Annotated in this window: 15 protein-coding genes; 12 read left to right on the plus strand and 3 right to left on the minus strand. The window is 46.7% G+C overall.

Features of this window, described 5'->3' with window-relative positions:
* The first annotated feature begins 137 nt into the window (after nt 1-137).
* The 6 genes from OM95_RS05685 to OM95_RS05710 all read left to right on the plus strand — a co-directional run bounded on the left by OM95_RS05685 (nt 138) and on the right by OM95_RS05710 (nt 6,202).
* On the plus strand, nt 138-1,121 hold the full coding sequence (locus tag OM95_RS05685) for a BMP family ABC transporter substrate-binding protein (RefSeq protein ID WP_291515623.1): 984 nt from the start codon (nt 138-140) through the stop codon (nt 1,119-1,121).
* A 2-nt stretch (nt 1,122-1,123) separates the two neighbouring features.
* Nucleotides 1,124-2,593: an ABC transporter ATP-binding protein gene (locus tag OM95_RS05690; protein WP_041871254.1), complete on the plus strand. Its 1,470-nt coding sequence runs from the start codon at nt 1,124-1,126 to the stop codon at nt 2,591-2,593.
* Nucleotides 2,590-3,621, plus strand: coding sequence for an ABC transporter permease (locus OM95_RS05695; protein ID WP_041871511.1), 1,032 nt, complete (start codon nt 2,590-2,592; stop codon nt 3,619-3,621). The genes OM95_RS05690 and OM95_RS05695 overlap by 4 nt, the downstream gene beginning before the upstream one ends.
* Nucleotides 3,621-4,499, plus strand: coding sequence for an ABC transporter permease (locus tag OM95_RS05700; RefSeq protein WP_041871256.1), 879 nt, complete (start codon nt 3,621-3,623; stop codon nt 4,497-4,499). The genes OM95_RS05695 and OM95_RS05700 overlap by 1 nt, the downstream gene beginning before the upstream one ends.
* A gap of 21 nt (nt 4,500-4,520) precedes the next feature.
* Complete coding sequence (locus OM95_RS05705) at nt 4,521-5,591, plus strand: hypothetical protein (protein WP_041871258.1); 1,071 nt, start codon at nt 4,521-4,523, stop codon at nt 5,589-5,591.
* A gap of 140 nt (nt 5,592-5,731) precedes the next feature.
* A complete protein-coding gene (locus OM95_RS05710; protein ID WP_041871261.1) occupies nt 5,732-6,202 on the plus strand; it encodes a hypothetical protein in 471 nt (156 codons plus the stop codon).
* A 63-nt stretch (nt 6,203-6,265) separates the two neighbouring features.
* Here OM95_RS05710 and OM95_RS05715 read toward each other — a convergent pair whose 3' ends face one another.
* Nucleotides 6,266-7,105: a DMT family transporter gene (locus OM95_RS05715; protein ID WP_291515625.1), complete on the minus strand. Its 840-nt coding sequence runs from the start codon at nt 7,103-7,105 to the stop codon at nt 6,266-6,268.
* A 184-nt stretch (nt 7,106-7,289) separates the two neighbouring features.
* Here OM95_RS05715 and OM95_RS17115 point away from each other — a divergent pair, with 184 nt between their 5' ends.
* Both OM95_RS17115 and OM95_RS05720 read left to right on the plus strand, forming a co-directional pair.
* A complete protein-coding gene (locus OM95_RS17115; RefSeq protein ID WP_291515627.1) occupies nt 7,290-7,463 on the plus strand; it encodes a hypothetical protein in 174 nt (57 codons plus the stop codon).
* Between the two features lie 147 nt (nt 7,464-7,610).
* Entirely contained in the window at nt 7,611-9,251 is a 1,641-nt protein-coding gene (locus OM95_RS05720; RefSeq protein WP_041871264.1) for a methyl-accepting chemotaxis protein, read from the plus strand.
* 71 nt (nt 9,252-9,322) lie between these two features.
* Here the strand turns inward: OM95_RS05720 and OM95_RS05725 are convergent, their stop codons facing one another.
* Entirely contained in the window at nt 9,323-10,420 is a 1,098-nt protein-coding gene (locus OM95_RS05725) for a hypothetical protein (RefSeq protein WP_041871268.1), read from the minus strand.
* Between the two features lie 502 nt (nt 10,421-10,922).
* Here OM95_RS05725 and OM95_RS05730 point away from each other — a divergent pair.
* The 4 genes from OM95_RS05730 to OM95_RS05745 all read left to right on the plus strand — a co-directional run bounded on the left by OM95_RS05730 (nt 10,923) and on the right by OM95_RS05745 (nt 17,025).
* Nucleotides 10,923-11,999 carry an outer membrane beta-barrel protein gene (locus OM95_RS05730; protein WP_041871271.1) on the plus strand — a complete coding sequence of 359 codons (1,077 nt, stop codon included), beginning with the start codon at nt 10,923-10,925 and terminating at the stop codon, nt 11,997-11,999.
* A gap of 168 nt (nt 12,000-12,167) precedes the next feature.
* Nucleotides 12,168-14,693 (plus strand): ribonuclease R, encoded by a 2,526-nt coding sequence (rnr, locus tag OM95_RS05735; RefSeq protein WP_041871273.1) that lies wholly within the window; start codon nt 12,168-12,170, stop codon nt 14,691-14,693.
* Complete coding sequence (locus OM95_RS05740; RefSeq protein ID WP_291515629.1) at nt 14,641-16,242, plus strand: AarF/ABC1/UbiB kinase family protein; 1,602 nt, start codon at nt 14,641-14,643, stop codon at nt 16,240-16,242. The genes rnr and OM95_RS05740 overlap by 53 nt, the downstream gene beginning before the upstream one ends.
* A 12-nt stretch (nt 16,243-16,254) precedes the next feature.
* Nucleotides 16,255-17,025 carry a LysR family transcriptional regulator gene (locus OM95_RS05745; RefSeq protein ID WP_041871276.1) on the plus strand — a complete coding sequence of 257 codons (771 nt, stop codon included), beginning with the start codon at nt 16,255-16,257 and terminating at the stop codon, nt 17,023-17,025.
* A gap of 7 nt (nt 17,026-17,032) precedes the next feature.
* Here OM95_RS05745 and OM95_RS05750 read toward each other — a convergent pair whose 3' ends face one another.
* A complete protein-coding gene (locus OM95_RS05750) occupies nt 17,033-18,187 on the minus strand; it encodes a hypothetical protein (RefSeq protein WP_291515631.1) in 1,155 nt (384 codons plus the stop codon).
* Between the last annotated feature and the right edge of the window lie 156 nt (nt 18,188-18,343).

Below are 18,343 nucleotides of genomic sequence, written 5' to 3' on the forward strand. Positions count from 1 at the left end.
CTGACATGCTTTTGACTTGACTCATATGGCCGCCTCTCCTAACTTCTGCCTCACATAAATTTTAAGATTTTTTTGTGATATCAATCGCTTAATTGCTGCCAAAACGCAGCCAAGTTAGCTGATTCTGTGGGGCTTAGATGATGTTAAAAACGTTCCTTACCACCCTGTTAATCTTGTCTTTTAACATAGTTTCACACGCTAAAACGCTGAAAGTCGGTTTGGTCTTAGATAAGGGTGGTAAAGACGATAAATCCTTCAACTCCGCAGCCTATCTTGGCGCTACCAAAGCTGAAAAAGATCTGAAAATCGAACTGAAATATGTCGAAGCCACAGATACGAATGCCGTGGAAAATCTTCTACGCTCTTTTGCGCGAAAAAACTTTGATCTAGTCATTGGAATTGGCTTCGGACAAAAAGAGCCCGTAAAAAAAGTGGCTCCGCAATTTCCTCAAGTTAAATTTGCCGTGGTTGATTCCGAGGTCAGCCTTCCGAATGTACGTTCGTTGCTGTTTGAAGAACACGAAGGATCTTTCCTCGTCGGCGCTTTGGCGGCAATGGCTTCAAAAAATAATTCTGTCGGATACGTTGGCGGAATGGACATTCCACTCATCCGGCGTTTTGCCATGGGCTACGCGGCGGGTGCAAAGTACGTAAACCCCAAAATCAAAGTCACAGAAAATTATATCGGCGTAACCGGTGAAGCCTGGAATAATCCTGCCAAAGCTAAGGAGCTCGCTCTTTCACAATTCGCCGCGGGTACGGATGTGATTTTCGTTGCCGCAGGAGCCTCGAACACCGGCGTTTTTGATGCCGCTGAAGAAAAGAAGAAATGGGCGATCGGAGTTGATTCCAATCAGAACTGGATTAAACCGGGAGTGATCCTGACCAGTATGATGAAAGCGGTCGATGTGGCCGTCTACGACACCATCAAAGAAACCAGCGAAGGAAAGTTCGCACCGGGTATCATCCGCTACGGTCTTAAAAATAAGGGCGTCGACTACACTCTGGATCAGTACAACGAAAAACTGATCACTCCGGAAATGAAAAACAAAGTCGAAGAAATCAAAAAGAAAATAATCGCTGGTCAGATCACTGTTCCTGACTTTTACAAAAAGAAATAGTGATGGCCGTTCCAGCGCTCGAGTTCAAAAAGGTTTCAAAATTCTTTGGTGAAGTCCGCGCCAATACGGATGTTTCTTTCTTTGTCGAACGAGGCGCTATTCACGCTATTGTCGGCGAAAATGGCGCCGGCAAATCCACGGCCATGAAAATTCTTTTTGGCATGTATCGCCCGGATGAGGGCGAAGTATTTGTGCAGGGACAAAAGGTCCACTTCCAATCGCCTATTGACGCCATGGCCGCTAAAATCGGAATGGTTCATCAGCACTTCATGCTCGCGGAACCGCTAACAGCCTTAGACAACATTCTTCTGCATCAAAAGGGCTCGGCATTTTCCCTTCTACCGCGTGCGGAACAAAAAAAACGTTTGGAAGAAATCGCCCGGCGCTATGGATTTGAAATAGATCTTCAGGCCAAGGTCGAAGATCTTTCCGTTGGCGAACAACAGCGGTTGGAAATTTTGAAAATCCTTTCTCAAGATTCTGAAATTTTAATTCTGGATGAGCCTACTGCCGTTTTGACTCCACAAGAAGTGCAGGATCTTTTTAAAAATCTGCGCCGTTTGCGTGAAGAGGGTAAAACGATTTTAATCATCACGCACAAACTTAAGGAAGTGATGGCCCTAACGGATTCGGTGACTGTTTTCAGAGCCGGCCACGTCATCGGCCACAAGTGGACTCGCGAAACAAATGCGGACGAACTCGCGGAAATGATGGTCGGTCGTCATCTGCAAAAACCTCAAGAACGCGCCTCTTCCATCGATTCTGCAAAAACAGTTTTACGCTTTGAATCGGTTTCAGGGCGATTGGGAACTCACACCATCGAAGACATCCAGCTTTCCGTTCATGCCCGCGAAATCGTCGGGATCGCCGGTGTTGAAGGCAATGGACAGGATGTTCTGATACGCGCTTTATTGGACGCTCCGGCTTTGGATTCATTTCAAGGCAAAGTCAGCAAACTGGGCTCGGTGGGAGCTTTTCCGGAAGATCGTTTGCGCTTCGGCGTTCTGCCGTCACGACCAGTTTACGAGAACTTTATTTTAGGTCAGCAAAGGTCCGCTCCGTTTGCCAAAGGTCTTTTTTTAAAAACGAAAGACATTTTAAAAAAAACCAAAGACATCATGAACAAGTACGACATTCGCCCGCACGATCCTTATCTGCCCTTTGAGAAAATGTCCGGGGGCAACCAACAGAAGCTGGTCGTCGCGCGAGCCCTTTCGCAACATCCGCAGATCATCGTCGCAGCTCAGCCGACTCGTGGCGTGGATATTGGTGCCATTGAATTCATTCACAATGAACTTCGCAAATCACGGGATGAAGGTGCTGGCGTGCTGCTGATCTCTTCAGAGTTGGACGAGTTGATGGCTCTTTCAGATCGCATTCTGGTTCTTTATAAAGGCCGTTTCGTAAAAGAATTCACTCGGGCCCAGTTTGATGAAATAGCCCTGGGCAAGGCGATGGGATGTGGCGCATGAAACGTCTGATCGGTTTTGCCATTGGTCTTATTGCCGCCTTACTTTTGACTTTCTTCGCTGGGGAAAATCCTTGGAACATTTTTATGATCCTTCTGCGGAGTGCTTTTGGCTCTATGTATGATCTGGGACTCACTTTGTCCTATACAACACCTCTGATTTTTTGCGGTCTTTCTGTCGCTATCTGCTTCCATGCCGGACTGTTTAATATCGGCGCCGAGGGCCAACTAACCATGGCAGCGGTCACGGCGGCTGCAGTGGGAATACTGCTGCCGCAAGTTCCTTTTCCGATAGCGCCTGTTCTGGCTTTCACGGCCGCGCTTCTTGCGGGGGGACTGTGGGGCTGGGTCGCAGGCTGGCTGCGCGCCGTGCGTGGCAGCCACGAAGTCATCATCACGATTATGCTCAACTTTATTGCGGCGGGACTGGCAAGTTGGTTCACTCTTAAGGTGATTCCGAATCCTAATTCGCAGAGTCCCGAAACGGCGATGGTTTCTGCGAACTATATGTTCAAAGATTTTGATTTGATTGCCCGTCTATTCCCCGATACTCCAGCCAATGCCTCCTTAGGTTTTGCTATTGTGTTTGCCGTTTTGATGTGGATATTTCTCTGGAAAACCACGTGGGGCTTTGATTTGCGCGCGGTCGGCGCGAATGCGGAAGCGGCTCACCGCGCAGGAATTTCTGAAAAGAAAGTGCGGATTTGGGCTATGGCTTTAGGTGGTGGCCTGGCTGGCTGTGTGGCTTTGTCAGAAGTCTTAGGCAGTGCCGGCCAATATCGCATTGGTTTTTCACCGGACTATGGCTTCATCGGCATCGCAGTAGCGCTGTTGGCAAACAACAATCCTTTGGGAATTATTGCGGCGGCATTTTTAATGGGGGCTCTTCACAAAGGAGCTTCTGATCTGGATTTGGAAACGTCGACCATCACGCGTGATTTTTCTCGCATCATTCAGGCTTTCATCATTCTCGGTGTCGCTGCGCAAGCTTATTGGGAATGGTTGAAAAAGAACCGCAAGAGGAAGTCGTAATGGAAACAGCCTCTGTCATCCTCGCATTGATATTTGCGACACTCCGACTAGCCACGCCGTTGATCTTTGCGACCACCGGAGGCCTGATGAGCGAACGCTCGGGCATCGTGAACATTGCCTTGGAAGGCTTTATGCTTTTCGGAGCTTTCGCAGGTGCTGTTGTCGGTCAATACTTCGCTTCGGCCTGGATGGGCTGGGGGGCCGCTTTGCTGGCGGGACTTCTGATTGGCGCGCTTTACGCTTTATTTGTGATCGAACTTAAAGCAGATCAAATCGTTACGGGTATGGCGTTCAACTTGCTAGCCATGGGGGTCATCCCTTTTCTAACTAAAATTCTTTATAACTCTACGGGCACCACGCCGGCTCTGCTTGTCGAAGATCGCTTCACCTTTGAACCTCTGCTTATGGGTTTCCTATTGGTGGCGCTGGTCGCCTTCTGGCTTTATAAATCCCGGTCGGGCCTTTGGCTGTTGTTCGCGGGTGAGCATCCTGAAGCCTTGCTGGCAAGCGGAGTCAGCGTCCGCAAAGTGCGCTGGAGTGCAGTCTGCGCCAGTGGTGTTTTTGCGGCTTGGGGCGGAGCCAGTCTTTCGCTGTTTCTTTCTTCGGCATACTCTCCGATGATGACAAGCGGTCGCGGATATATGGCGCTCGCCGCTTTGATCTTCGGTAAATGGCGGCCTTTTCCTGCACTGGGCGCCTGTTTGCTTTTTGCCTTTGCCGATGCCGTGCAGATCCGTCTGCAAGGGGTGCGTTTCGGTGACACCGAAATTCCTGTGCAGTTTGTTCAAATTCTTCCCTATCTTGTGACTATCATTGCCTTGGCAGGCTTCATTGGAAAAAGCCGCGCGCCAAAGGCGTTGGGTCGCGAAGGGTTCTAGATTTTTAAAAGCGAGGTTTCAATGAAAAGTCTTCTTCTTGTTTTACTGATGACCACAGCCACTCAAGCATTTGCCTGGGGCGGTCGCGGTCATGATTCCATCTGCCGTGCAGCTAGTTTTCTGGTAAAAGAACCCGGCTTAAAAGAATATCTGAAAAACAAACCCCAAATGATGGGGCACTTGTGCAACATGCCTGACTTTTATTGGAAAAGCTTAGGCGGAGAAGCAAATCAGCTTGGCAATCCGACCCACTTCATTGATATCGAAGTGATCGGTCTTGAAGTGAAAGACATCCCGGTTGACTTTAAAAAACTCACGGCAGATTTCACCGGTAAGCCGAATAAGTTTAAAAACGATGGCACGACGATAAAATCCATCCCCCAGGAATTTGGCTCCTCTTGGTGGAGAGCCGATCAATTCATGCGTATTATCGCAAGTCTGCAAAAAGAATTTGCGTTGGCAACACCTCCGGCGAACTTTAAGGAAGAACAGAACAATGATCTTCCCTACAATAAACTGGCGTATCAAATGGTTGTTTCTATGGGTCTAATGGGGCACTTCGTTGCAGACAATGCTCAACCCTTCCACACTTCTGCAGATTACGATGGGTATGCGGCAGGTCACGGCGGAATTCACGCCTATTTTGAAGATGCTGTCGTCGGCGAATTCGACGGTGATTTGGATGCATTGGTCTTGAAAGAAGCCCGCACGATGAAAAATCCCGAATTCTTAAAGCCCAAAACGACCATTGAAAAAATGAAAATTCTGAGCGTGATTTCAAATAAAGAAATCGTGAAGCTGCTGAAGCTGGATCCTATTAAGAAAAAATCTGAACTTAAAAAAGAAAAGGGCATGGAGCTTAAAACCGCTGCTGAAAGAGAACCTGCGAGCGTCGCTTTCAAAAAGATGAAACCTTACATCGTAACTGAAATGGCGCGAGGGGCCGTCCTTTTAGCAAATCTTTGGGATGAAGCTTATGTCAGCGCTGGCCGTCCAAAAATCGGTGCTTACAAGTCTTATAAATATCCGTTCACTGTGGACTTCGTGGCTCCGGATTACATCACACCCGAGACTTCTTCAGATAAGAAATAGTCGCGTCTCATTCTGAGATTGGCTAACCATCTAGGGCTGCTGTCAGTTTGCTAAACACTGAAAGCGGCCCTATTTCTTTTTAAGATAGGTACAGCCTTCGCACTGACTCCAGTTGGATAAAATCCACGAGGAGAGAATTTATGAAAAAGCGTATTTTATTGGCGATGGCAGTGATCATGGTTTTAGGTTCCGTTAAGGCAATGGCGGAAGAGGTGGATGATATCTCTTTGATGATCACCGAAGGAAAAATTCAAGCGGCACAAGCTGCTGCAGTCAGAGACGGCTGTATGGAGTGTGGGTTTAATGCTCAAGGCAAGTGGGACGCCGCTGAATTCGACATGAATCTCATCACCATCCAAACCCAGATTAAAGAAATGGAAAAGATGCAGGACGAACTAAACGACGTGGAAAACACCCATGGACTAATGAGTGCTCTGGGACAGACAATCACCACGGCGGAATCTGTTCGAAAAGAAATTGAGCAATCCGTCGATTTAGATAAGTCACGCCAACTGATTAAAGAGCTGAACAAATCTTTAAGAGAATTTAAAGCCCAGCTTCCGGCGAATCAAATTCGTGGCGTGAAAGTGCACGACGAATTATCTTTTTAAAAAAACTTCCAAAGTGACATATCAAACCCCGGTTTTTCGCCGGGGTTTTTCGCCGGGGTTTTTCTATTTTGCAGACAGCGTACTACCCGCCGAAGCTGCAATGATACACGAAACCGCGCACCATTGCGTGAAAGTCAGTGTTTCATTTAATATCAAAAATCCAATAAGTATCGCCACCACTGGCTCCATACTCATCAGAATGCCGAAAGTTTTTGTAGGAATACTTTTCATCGCCTTCATCTCTAACGAATAGGGAATGGCGCTAGAGAGCAACGCAATCGCAAACCCCATAGGTAACAACGAAGGGTTCTGTATTTGCGCGCCATTAAAAAATAGGCCCGTAGGAACCGTGACTAAAGCGGCAAACCACATCCCCCAGGTTGTAACCGGAAGACTGGCTTCTGTCTTGGCGATGCGCTTTCCAAAAACAATGTACAAGGCCCAAAAAAATCCCGCGGCCAAAGCTAAAAACAACCCGAGGACATCCAGACTTTCCTGCGTTGTTGCGGAAGGCACCAAAAGATAAATACCCATGGCCGCCAATCCCACCCATACGACGTCCCAGGATTTTTTTGATGCAAACAAAGCCACTGCTAAGGGGCCGGTAAATTCAACGGCAACTGCAATTCCTAAAGGAATGCGCTCTAAAGAAAAATAGAAAAGCAGATTCATCGCGCCCAAGGCGATTCCGTAAGCCGCAACTGGAAGAATCTCGTTTCTGGAAATCTTATGTTTCCAAATTTTTGAGACGACAGAAAGAATCAAAGCAGAGATGAAAACCCGCAATGCCGTCGTACCTGCCGCCCCGGCTTGAGGAAAGATCTGCTTAGCGATGGATGCCCCAGTTTGAATCGAAAACATGGCGATCAATAAAAGGCTTAAAGACGAATAAAGCGAATTCAAAATTGATCACTCCCTTTACAGTGGCGCGCGGTGACGGTCACCGTCTGTCACTGCGTTCTCAGTCTGAGAATGAATGACGACAAGTTGTTGAAGCCTCGTCGTGACATTCTCAAACCAAGTCACAATTTTTGGCACAGTCCTAGCACTAGAGATAGATATACAACTTGTTACGAAGGAGTTCAAAATGACAATCACGAAAATCATCACAGCAACAATCATCACATTGTCAGCAACTTCTTCTTTCGCAGGTACAAAATGTAGTCACAAAGATCTTGGCGGTCGCTTCAGCCACACGACAGCATCTCCTCAGGTTCAAGTTGTTAAAACAACTACTTCCACTTATTCAGGCACACGCTAATATTGTTCGCTGAACGTGAGTTTCTATTTCTGAATCATCCATTTCTGATCCATCCTTTAATATCCCAACTGACACCCTTTAGAACTTCCAAATTTCATCCGAGTTAACTGGCTTCATAAACCAGAAAATCAGAACAGGTCGGTTGAAATGAACTCGTGGCTTCGTGGTATTAAAGGAAAACTATTTTTTTCGGCAATCATTCCAATCTTTGGCTTTATCGCTTTAGGGACCATCGCCTATTCCAGCTTTAATTCCCTGGGCGGTCTGTTGAATGATGCTTATGTGAATATCATTCCAAATCTTAAAGCAGTGGAGGACATCGAGGGAGCTCGCGCCCGCATCGGTCAATATCTATGGGGTGCCATGGCTAATAAGGATGTGCCCAAACATCGAAGTGACTATGTCGCCAAAGCTCGCGTTGCCGTCAAAGAATATCAAGCGGCGATCAAGGACTACGAAGATGCGACCTTTCAACCTGGCGAACAGGCCATTTATGATGAGATCAAAAGTCTTAATGGTGACTATGTTGCTGAAGTGAACAGATTTATCGAAATACTTGATACGGGATCTAACGAGGCCCTGTTGAAAGCTCGCGAGGATATGACCAGCGGCATTTATTTAAAGTATTCAACCCAGATTAAAAAGACCGCCAACGAGATCATTTCCTTTTATGAAAAACTGGCTAACGAAAAGAACGCGTTTCAGAAGCAGGAAACTAAGAATGCCCTGACTTTGCTGATTCTTATTGGGTCCATCGCGGGGGCCCTGGTTTTCGGAATTCTGCTATTTATCGGCAGCTCTTTGAGCCGTCGAGTTAGCACCGTGGTTCACAAACTTTCTGATGCCGGCCAACAAGTGAATCAAGCGATCAGTCAGCTATCACTTGCGGGTCAAAGTCTTTCTCAAGCCTCGACATCTTCTGCGGCTTCCCTTGAAGAAACGGTGGCGTCTTTGGAAGAAATGACCTCTATGGTGAAACTAAACTCAGACAACGCCAAACAGGCGGCCAGTTTGGCAGTCACCTCTCGCTCTGCTGCAGAAGAGGGCGAAGCCGAGATTAAAAATCTAGTTTCATCGATGCACGACATCTCGCAGTCATCGCGAAAGATTGAAGAGATTATTAATGTCATCGATGACATCGCCTTTCAAACCAACTTGTTGGCCCTAAATGCAGCCGTGGAAGCTGCTCGAGCGGGTGAGCAAGGTAAAGGCTTTGCCGTTGTCGCCGAAGCCGTTCGCACCTTGGCGCAAAGATCGGCTTCTGCCGCGAAGGACATCACAAGTCTTATTAAAGACTCTGTAGATAAAATCGAAAAGGGCACTTCTATTGCAGACCGCTCCGGCAGTGTCCTTAGCAACATTGTGACTTCGATTAAAAAGGTTTCTGATCTTAACAACGAAATCTCGGCGGCCAGTTCAGAGCAAACGACTGGAATTCAGCAAATCAATAAAGCCATGAATCAACTAGATCAGGGATCGCAGTCAAATGCGGCCTCTTCGGAAGAAATCGCCTCTACGGCAGAAGAGATTTCGTCGCAATCCAATCAAATGCAGTTGCTGGTAAAGGATTTAAATGGCTATGTAACCGGCCAATCCGAGTCTCCGGAACCATCCACGAAGGATAAATCGCCAAGGAAAAGAGCCGAACCAAAAGCTCAAACGGTCTCAAAAGTGATTAAATTTACTCCGCCAGAGAAGGTCACTAAGCCTACCGAAGCGGCGGCGGTGATTCCTTTTGACAGTGAAGATGAGCCCAGAGCAAAAGTGGGTACAACCGACGGGTTCTAAGAAGATTTAAAGCAAAAAAAAAGCCCAGGACGAACCTGGGCTTTTTACTTTTCACATCAGTGAAGTATCAATTACTTAACGATATCGCCTACGTATTTGAAACCAACAGTGATGATGTTTTTAGTAGTGTCTTCAGAACCAGCAAGCGCACCAGCAAAGTCTTTGTCTTTGATAGAAGTGTAAGCTACGTGGTAACGGAAAGCATCTTCAGCTTTAGGAACTACTTCCAAAGCAACTGCGAAAGCATCACGTTTGAAGTTGTCGTTGTCAGCAACTTTGTTTGTCGCCATTTCGTACTTCACAACTGGAACCCACATACCCATTTTGTAACGAGCTTCTACGAAAGTAGATGTAGTTTCAGATTTAGTGTCACCCGCGTTTTCTTTGTCAGTGTTAGCAAGGTACTCAAGATCTACAGTCAAGTTTTCCATTGGAGCAATGCGGAAGCCTGCACCTAGGAAAGTTTGTTCGTGACCAGTAGTTGTTGTATCAGCCGCACCCAAAGTATAGCTCAAGTAAGTTTGAACCATTTTGTCAGCGAATGAACCCCAGTAAGCCAAGCCCATAGTGTGACGCTTGTTAACAGAAGTCAAAAGCTCGCTGTCTGAATTAGTTTGGTTCGCCAATTGGAACTCAACTTTATGGTCTGGAGTGATTGTGTAAGCCGCTGCAACACCAGACATGTTTTCTGGAGTTACTACTGCGCCTTCAGAATCTGTACCAGCACCCGCTGTACGACCACCAACTCCGCCGTTAGCCAAAGAAGTTAGGTAAGTATCGCCATCGTAGAACGCACGACGCTCGAAACCACCTACGTTCATCCACATTTTACCTGCTGTAAATGTGAAGTTGTCCATTGGCTTAGAGATCGTCAAGTGTTCAACGAACTTATCTACTGTCATAACTTTTTGTGCGCCACCTGGGAAAGTAGTGTCAGCTACAAATGAACGAAGGTTCAAACCAGCATCAATTGTTGCGTCACCGACCATACCAGTAAGGTACAAACGAGCTACGTTTGGTTGGAAAAGAGATGTTCCCGCAACTTCACTGCCGTTAGCAGCGTCGTAAGCTGGAGTGTTGACATAGTCAGAACGTACAACGAGTTTTACACCCGCGAACGCGTTAGTAGCCGCAACTGTCACAGCTGCCATTACTAAAAGTTTTTTCATTGTTGCATCCTTTCGTTTCGTTGCAATCTTTAGAATTCTTTTAAATCCATTAAAAGTTGTAACCGTTTACATAAAAAATGCTAATGATGAGCTAGTCCAAGATCAACAACAAAAATTTTTGGGGGGCTTCGCACCCCTTCAAAACCGCGTCGCTCCGATTCAAGATGTGGTTTCAAATCCACACGACTTGCTTCGCCTCTTTTCTTTTTCTTTAGGCTCTTTTTTCTATTTTTTTATTTCCATGAAAACCGCATCAGCAGCGGATTTCCCAAAGAACTGTGGTGATGAAAAATAATTTCTCGAAGAACCGAGGTGAAGCTCTTTCACCACCGTTTCTTAGTCCTATTGACCGCGCTAAATTGGACATTTGACGCGAAAGTTCAATTTAGAGTTGGCGCACTAGATCATGGTCTAGTTTATATTTTTTTACGTTACAGTAACTCGACCTAAGTCATATCATTTTCAGCACTGAAACACTCAGAACCTATATAAAGGAGTATATGTGAAATTTTTGAGAGTCGTTGTGTTGGGATGCTTATTAGGTGGTGCAAATGCCCAAGCTGCAGACCTTGCCGGAATCACTGTAAACGGTGAAGTGGCATTTGATTATAACTTTTTGTCCTCAAAAGCTGCGGGCATTCCAAATACGGGAGCCGCAACAAATGAGACCTATCGCCTTAACTCAGCTCAAATTCTTTTTAAAAAAGAAACGGATCAGATGAACTTTCTAGCAAGGCTAGCGTATGTTCCGACAGCAGTTGTGACCACGGCTGCTCCTGAAGCTAAAACGACATACAATCTGGGCACCTTGGATCAAGTGGAAGCCTTCTATAAGGTGACACCCCAGTTTCATGTGGGTTTTGGACGTTTCCTAACTACCATGGGCTATGAGTCTTTATTAAAGTCTGAGAACTCGACTTATAATAATACAATTGCTTACCAAACAATCGTTCCTGGATACGGTGAAGGTCTACGTCTTCGCTATATCGCCGGCGACTGGTTGACGGCAACTCTTTCAACTTACAACCAATCCACTTACAGTGCTTGGGGCGAGGACTATACACCGACAAAAACAACTGAACTTTCTGCAACCGGTGTTATCGGCAACCTGACTTGGTTCGGTGGTTATTACTTGGGAACAGATTCTGGTACGACGGCGAAAGTCGACAAATCAGCTTCTAGCGTTTGGGCCGCTTATAAGTTCGCAGACAATTTTTCATTGGCTATTACTTATGATTCCCGCACGTTCACACCAGATGGCGAGCACGCACACTGGGCTGATTCAACTAGTGCCGTACTTTCTTATGGCCTGAACCAGCACAACCTGGCATTGCGTTACGAGATGGTTCGTGGCGCCGGAGAGTTGGTAGATCCAGTTTCTTTGGCGACTTATGGAATTGCTGACAAAGTAAATTCCCTGACGATCACAGACAAAATCGCCTTGACGGACAACTTCAAAGTTTATGCGGAATATCGCATGGATCAAGCGGATGAAGATGTTTTCGCTGACGAAGACGGAACCGCAAACAGCAAAAAAGACGCCAGCATGGTCACCTTGGGCGCCATCGCAAGTTTCTAACAAAAACCTGATAAAAAGGGCCTCGCAAGAGGCCTTTTTTATTTCTCCTCTTTGCTTAAGGCAATTGCTTTTCGGAAGGTCCTGCGCCAAGAACGAAAGACAAAAAAGAAACTCCTTTTCCGAGCGGGAACTTGTGCTACCCTAAAGAAAAGGAAGTAAGCCTCGACAATGCAAAAGAAAAAACTCCTCAACGGCACCATCAAAAGACATCCAGACGGATTCGGATTCTTTATTCCTGACGACCCTGAACATCCTGACGTATACATCCCCCGCCATTCTATGGAAGGGATTATGACTAACGACAAAGTGGCCGTAGAAGTTTTCCCGGAAAAAGGCACCGAGCGTTTCCGCGGAGAAATCATTCGCGTTCTGAACCGTGGAACAAAGACCGTGGTGGGACGCTTTTACCGCATGAATGATCGTGTCGGCGCCATACGCGATGAAGGCAAAGGGTGGGGCCAAGATCTTAAGATCAAGATCGAGGACTCTTCAAATGCCAAAGACAAAGAACTAGTCGCGGCTGAAATTCTTACGTATCCCGATGAGGGGAAGTCCTTCACAGGAAAGGTCACCGAAATTATCGGGGACGCTTTAGATCCTTTGACCGATATTAAACGCGTGATCCGCTCAAACAATATCCCTCTCGAATTTTCCAAAAGCACACTGCGAGAAGCAGAACAGTTTAACGAGATTCCGGACGAAAAAGACTTCAAAGGGCGCGTCGATCTTCGCGACAAAAACCTAATTACGATAGATGGCGCCACTGCCAAAGACTTTGATGACGCCGTCTATGTTGAGGCGACGGAAGAGGGCTTCCTCTTGTATGTCGCGATTGCCGATGTCAGCCATTACGTCAAAGTCGGCAGCGCCATCGACAAAGACGCTTACGAACGCGGAACTTCGGTTTATTTTCCGAACTACGTGGTGCCCATGCTTCCAGAGGTGCTGAGTAACGGCCTTTGCTCGCTCAACCCCCATGTTCCCCGTCTTTGCCTTGTCGCGGAAATGCTTTTTGACTTTACCGGAGAGCTTAAAACTTCGAAGTTCTATGAAGCCGTCATGGAAAGTAAAGCGCGAGTCACCTATGGTGAGGCGCAAGAAATCATCGATGGTGCGGACCTTGAAAAATTCAATCATGTTAAAGGAAACATCATTCTTTTAGCTGACTTAGCTAAGATCTTGATGGCGAAGAGATTCAAAGAAGGTTCTTTGGATCTGGAAATCCCCGAAACCGAGTTGGTGATCGACGGCGCTGGCGTTCCGGTGGACATCCAGCGCTCAGAGCGTTTATTTTCGCACCGTCTGATCGAAGAAATGATGTTAGCGGCGAACGTCGCGGTGGCAAAATTTCTTTCCAGCAGAAATATTCCCGCCATGTATCGGATTCACGAACCTCCCAATGAGCAGGCCATTGCTCTTTTGGAAAAATATTTGGCGAACTTCGGCGGAAAAGTAAAACTCAATCAGGGAAAACTTCAAAAGCGCCTGACCAAAGCGCTGGAAGAGTTTGAAAATCGTCCTGAGGCTCAGATTCTGAATATTCTGACTTTGCGCTCTATGAGTCAGGCCAAGTACAGCATGAACAACGTGGGCCACTTCGGTTTGGGCTTTGAATTTTACACTCATTTCACCTCTCCGATCCGGCGCTACCCCGACTTGATCGTGCATCGCCTTTTAAAAAATCAAGTCATGCCTCAGTCTCGCTATCGTCTGATGAGCGAAGACGATCTGTCTTCAGCTTCAACAATTCTATCGGCTGCGGAACAAAGATCCACAAAGGCCGAAAGACAAATTCACGCCATTAAAAAAGCCCGCTTTATGGAGAAGTTCGTGGGCCAGGAATTTGACGGCATGATCAGCTCTGTGGCGAAGTTCGGTATTTTTGTCCTTCTCAGAGAATACGATATTGATGGCCTAGTCCGCTTGGACGACCTTGGTGGAGATCGCTATGAATACGACGAGGAAAATCTTCGTCTTGTGGCACGTCGATCAGGCTTCAGTTATAGCATCGGCGATATGATACGCATTCAGGTGTCCGCCGCGGACCCCGAATTGGGACAGATCAACTTTATCCCTGCTGGTTTAGAAATCGAAGATGGCGAAGAGGCCGAACAGACGAAGGCGGAAGTGTCTGCCGACAAGTTCTTAAAAAAGCTTCACAACCAGAACCGGGAAAAGCTTCAGGGCCGGAAAGAGCGGGAACACAGCAAACACGATCGCACGCATGGAAAAGATCGCGAAGATCGTCCTTTTAAAAAAGGTGGCTCCGCAAAAGGTCACAAGAAACAGTCTTCTCGTTTTTTTGCCGACTCAAGACAGGAAAAAGAAGGCCAACAGCGCAAGCTAGAGAAGGTCGAGCGCAGTCAGGGATTCAAACCGCAGCCTCGTAAAGACGATGACCGAAAAGGACCCAACCCCGATCTGCTCAAAATGATCCTTGGTCCAGAGAAATATCGTCATCAGTCCGAGGAAACCTCTGCTAAGGACAAGCCCAAGCTGAGCAAAAAATTGATGTTTGCCGAACAGTCGAAACTTCGTGATAATGACGATTATTCGGAGAAGAATAGTGACAGCCTTAAAGACCGGAAGCCAGATCGGCAAAACACTAAAAAACGCGGCGAGAGTTCGAACGATCGTCGGGGTGTTCGCAAAGCACGGGTTTCATCAGGTCGCGGAAAAGGTAAAACTCGGTAAATTCATCATTGAAAGACTGAATTCCGCCTCGGACATCGAAGCCCTTTCGATGCCCGAGCGCATGAGAATCAGTTTTGAAGAATTAGGCCCCACTTTCGTAAAACTGGGACAGCTGCTCGCCAGCCGCCCAGACCTTGTCCCCGAAGAATATGTCGCCGAATTTGAAAAGCTTCACGATCGCGTTCAACCACTGACTTTTGAAACCGTTGAGTCGGTACTGCGTGAAGAGTTCGGCAGTTCTCTTTATCAAAGATTTGCCAGCATCGATCCTGAACCCTTGGGTTCCGCCAGCATTGCACAAGTTCACCGTGCGCGACTGGCAACTGGCGAAGATGTCGTCATCAAAGTCCAAAGACCGGGGATTATTCAAACCATCAACGATGATTTGAATGTTTTATACCTTTTGGCCGATTTATTAGTGACCTATATTCCTGAAACTCGACCCTACAATCCGGTAGGCATTGTTGACGAATATTTTCGTACGCTGGATTTGGAAACCAACTTCGTTGTCGAAGCCAATAATATCCGCCGCTTTCAGGAAAACTTCGCGAATAGCGACTATATCAAAGTTCCCAAGGTGTATCTTGATTACACCACCGAACGTGTTCTGGTAATGGAAGCCCTGAATGGCATTCCATTAAGTCAAGAGGGCGCTCTTCAACAACCCAACATTGATCCTAACGAAGTGATTCGCCGCGGTTTGCGCGCCTATCTTAAGATGGTCTTTGAAGATGGTCTTTTTCATGGCGATCTGCACGCTGGAAACTTCTTTATCATGCCCGACAACCATATCGGCTTGATTGACTTCGGCGTGGTCGGCCGACTTAACACTCGCACCCAAGCAGCTATTGCCAATATGCTTCTTGCTTTGTCCAAAGAGGACTATGAACGCCTAGCCTATGAATACGTAGACTTAGCGCCCTTCACTGATCGGGTAAATATAGACCTCTTTGCGAAAGATCTGCGAGAACTCATTGCCCCTTATTTCGGTTTAACTTTGAAGAACGTCAATCTAGGTAAGATTCTGATGAAGTCATCCGGAATCGCCGCGCGCCACCACTTGCATGTTCCGACGGATTTAATGCTGTTTTTTAAGTCTATCGTTTCGATTGAAGGCATGGGACGCAAAATTCATAAAGATTTTGATTTTCTTCAATACTCATTGGAATTTGCTGGCGAGCTGGCGAAAACTCGTTTTGGTCCGGAACGTGTTTTAAATGATATGTCTCAAATGGCTCGGGAATCCAAAGCATTCTTGAACTCTTTGCCCCGTCAATTGAATTTCTTCCTTAGAAAGATCAATAGCCCCGACCATTCTTTCAGCCTGAAGGTGGGGGAAATTAAAGAACTCAAACGTTCCGTCGAAAGTTCTTCAAATCTTCTGTTCTTGGGTTTGATTATCGGTTCGTTGATTCTAAGTTCCTCTTATATCTTTGTCCACGATACGGGACGCCATATAGCGGGTATTCCCACAATGAGCTTTGTCGGTTATATCATCGCGGGCCTTCTGGGCATGATTTCCTTTTTGAACTATATTCGTAAACCCTAGCGTGGAGAATAAATGCAGCAGTTGTATTACGAACTCAGTGTCCTGGCCAAAGCTGTAAACTTTAAGAACTTATCTGCCGCCGCTTTGCACGTGGGTCTCAGTCAGCCGCAACTTTCCCGCATTATCGCTAAAATCGAAGATGAATTGAAAATTGTTCTTTTGGATCGCTCTGCTAAAAGAAAATCTGGATGGACCTCGGTGGCCTTCCAGCTTTCTGAAATCTTTGAAAAGTCCATACGTCGCCTGGAAACAGAGCTGCAAAGTATCAGCAACAATCAGATGGTCGCGGAATTGCACATCGGCACGCTTGAAGGCATGGCGGACTTTGCTCTTAATACTTCACGCCTTTGTTTTGAAGAAGTCGGCGTTAAGAAAATCACTCTGGATATTTTCGATCTGAATGAATTAGAAGCCAATTTTCTTTCAGGCAACCTGGATTTGATCTTTACATCCAAAACTCCGGGCCGGCAGAAGTTTTCTTATTTGGCAGAGCTAGGTTTTCAAAAATTAGACACAATTGAGTCCTCAAATAAATTTGCGGTGTTAAGTTCATTCGAATATGGCCGTGCCAACAAAAAGGAACTGGAATCCTACCCGCATCTATTTGTTTCTAACTCTTTGGCGATGCGCCGGGCCTGGTTTGAAAAACACGGCGGCACGGGGCACCTGCCGACGGAAGCAAAACGTGGACGTGCAAAAGACGCTGAACCCGTCATGATGATTGGCTCTGAACTTCTCAGTCCGGTTTTATGGGAAAATATCACGCAAGCCCTGGAAGACTAGGCCGCTTTTAGCGGCCTTTCTTTTGCGCAGTACCTTGATTCAACATATCGGCCACTTCCGCGGATTCATTGATCACACGCTGACTGATGGCAATGTGAGTATCGAAATAGCCGAAGCCCCGAATCATACGAGTATTCCAAAGATCCGGCGTCAGATTCTTAAGATTGTATTTCGCATTTTTATAAATCTCAGAACTCCATAGCTGATCCACTTTCAACTCTGAGCGATTCGACAAAACCCAACTTATCGCTGGTTGCGCCACGTGACAGCTGACGCAGTCCATATTCTCTGGATTGAAATTCTTAGGATTCTCGATACGGAAAGCCGAACGAATTTCCTCACGAATCATATCTTCCGTGCCACTTTCCAGACGCGAAGACTCGGCTACGATATTGTTAAAAGTGTCCGAACCTTTCGGAGCCGGTGAAATTCCACCGCCAGCAAAATGGTCAAAAGGAATTGCCACATTCACAAAAGCCTGCGATAGACGGCCACTTAAACGCGGAACAGGCAACATATCCATCTGACCATTCACGTATGAAAAACCCGCAAAAGCCCACATATCATCGGCGCCACGTAATACCATCACCGTGGCCCGAGTCAGATTGGCAAGGCCCGCGTATTTTTTTATGATGTTTTTGAAATCTGCCAGTGCAACACTTTGCTCACCTTGCGAAGACCAGGCCGGATGCACTTGCAAGGGTTGATACTGGGTATTTACGGAAAATTTTTTCTTCCACGCCTGAAGATCAACCAGTAAATCCGCGAACTCAGCATCACTCAAAACATAAAAAGTGTGGATAGCGGCATCCACAGTCTTAAGGACTCCCTGGGGATCTTCTTCCAAAGGCTGCCACACCAAACGGATTTGCTTTTGACAGGCTTGAGGTGTCGGCAACGGAAAGCAGGGATCAATGCGAACACTGACTACTCTGAGAACTTCCGCTGCTTGCTCACGATTCACACTGAAAGCCAAAGGCGGCAAACGTTCCAAGATGGCCGTTGTCAAAAGAGCCCCGCCTTTCCCCTGATCCTGAAGGCTTAGCAACCCCCGTGAAGAGATATCGCGAGGTAAAGGCATCAAATAAGAAACATCGTTAAGATCCCAGGCCGCCTGTGCCTGAAAGGTCCATGCTAAAAAAAGAGGAAAAATGAATTTCATTCCCATTAGGTGCCCTCGCCCTCGGGGTATTTCAACAAGATTCGCATCCACCCAGAGCTATTTCTTCTAAATGAAAAGGCGTTGAAAGAGGTCGTATTTCACAAGATCATTTACACGGCGCTTCAGTAAAATGTCGAAACGGACAAACAAAAAAGC

Origin of the sequence: Bdellovibrio sp. ArHS, assembly GCF_000786105.1 — a bacterium.
GTDB lineage: Bacteria > Bdellovibrionota > Bdellovibrionia > Bdellovibrionales > Bdellovibrionaceae > Bdellovibrio.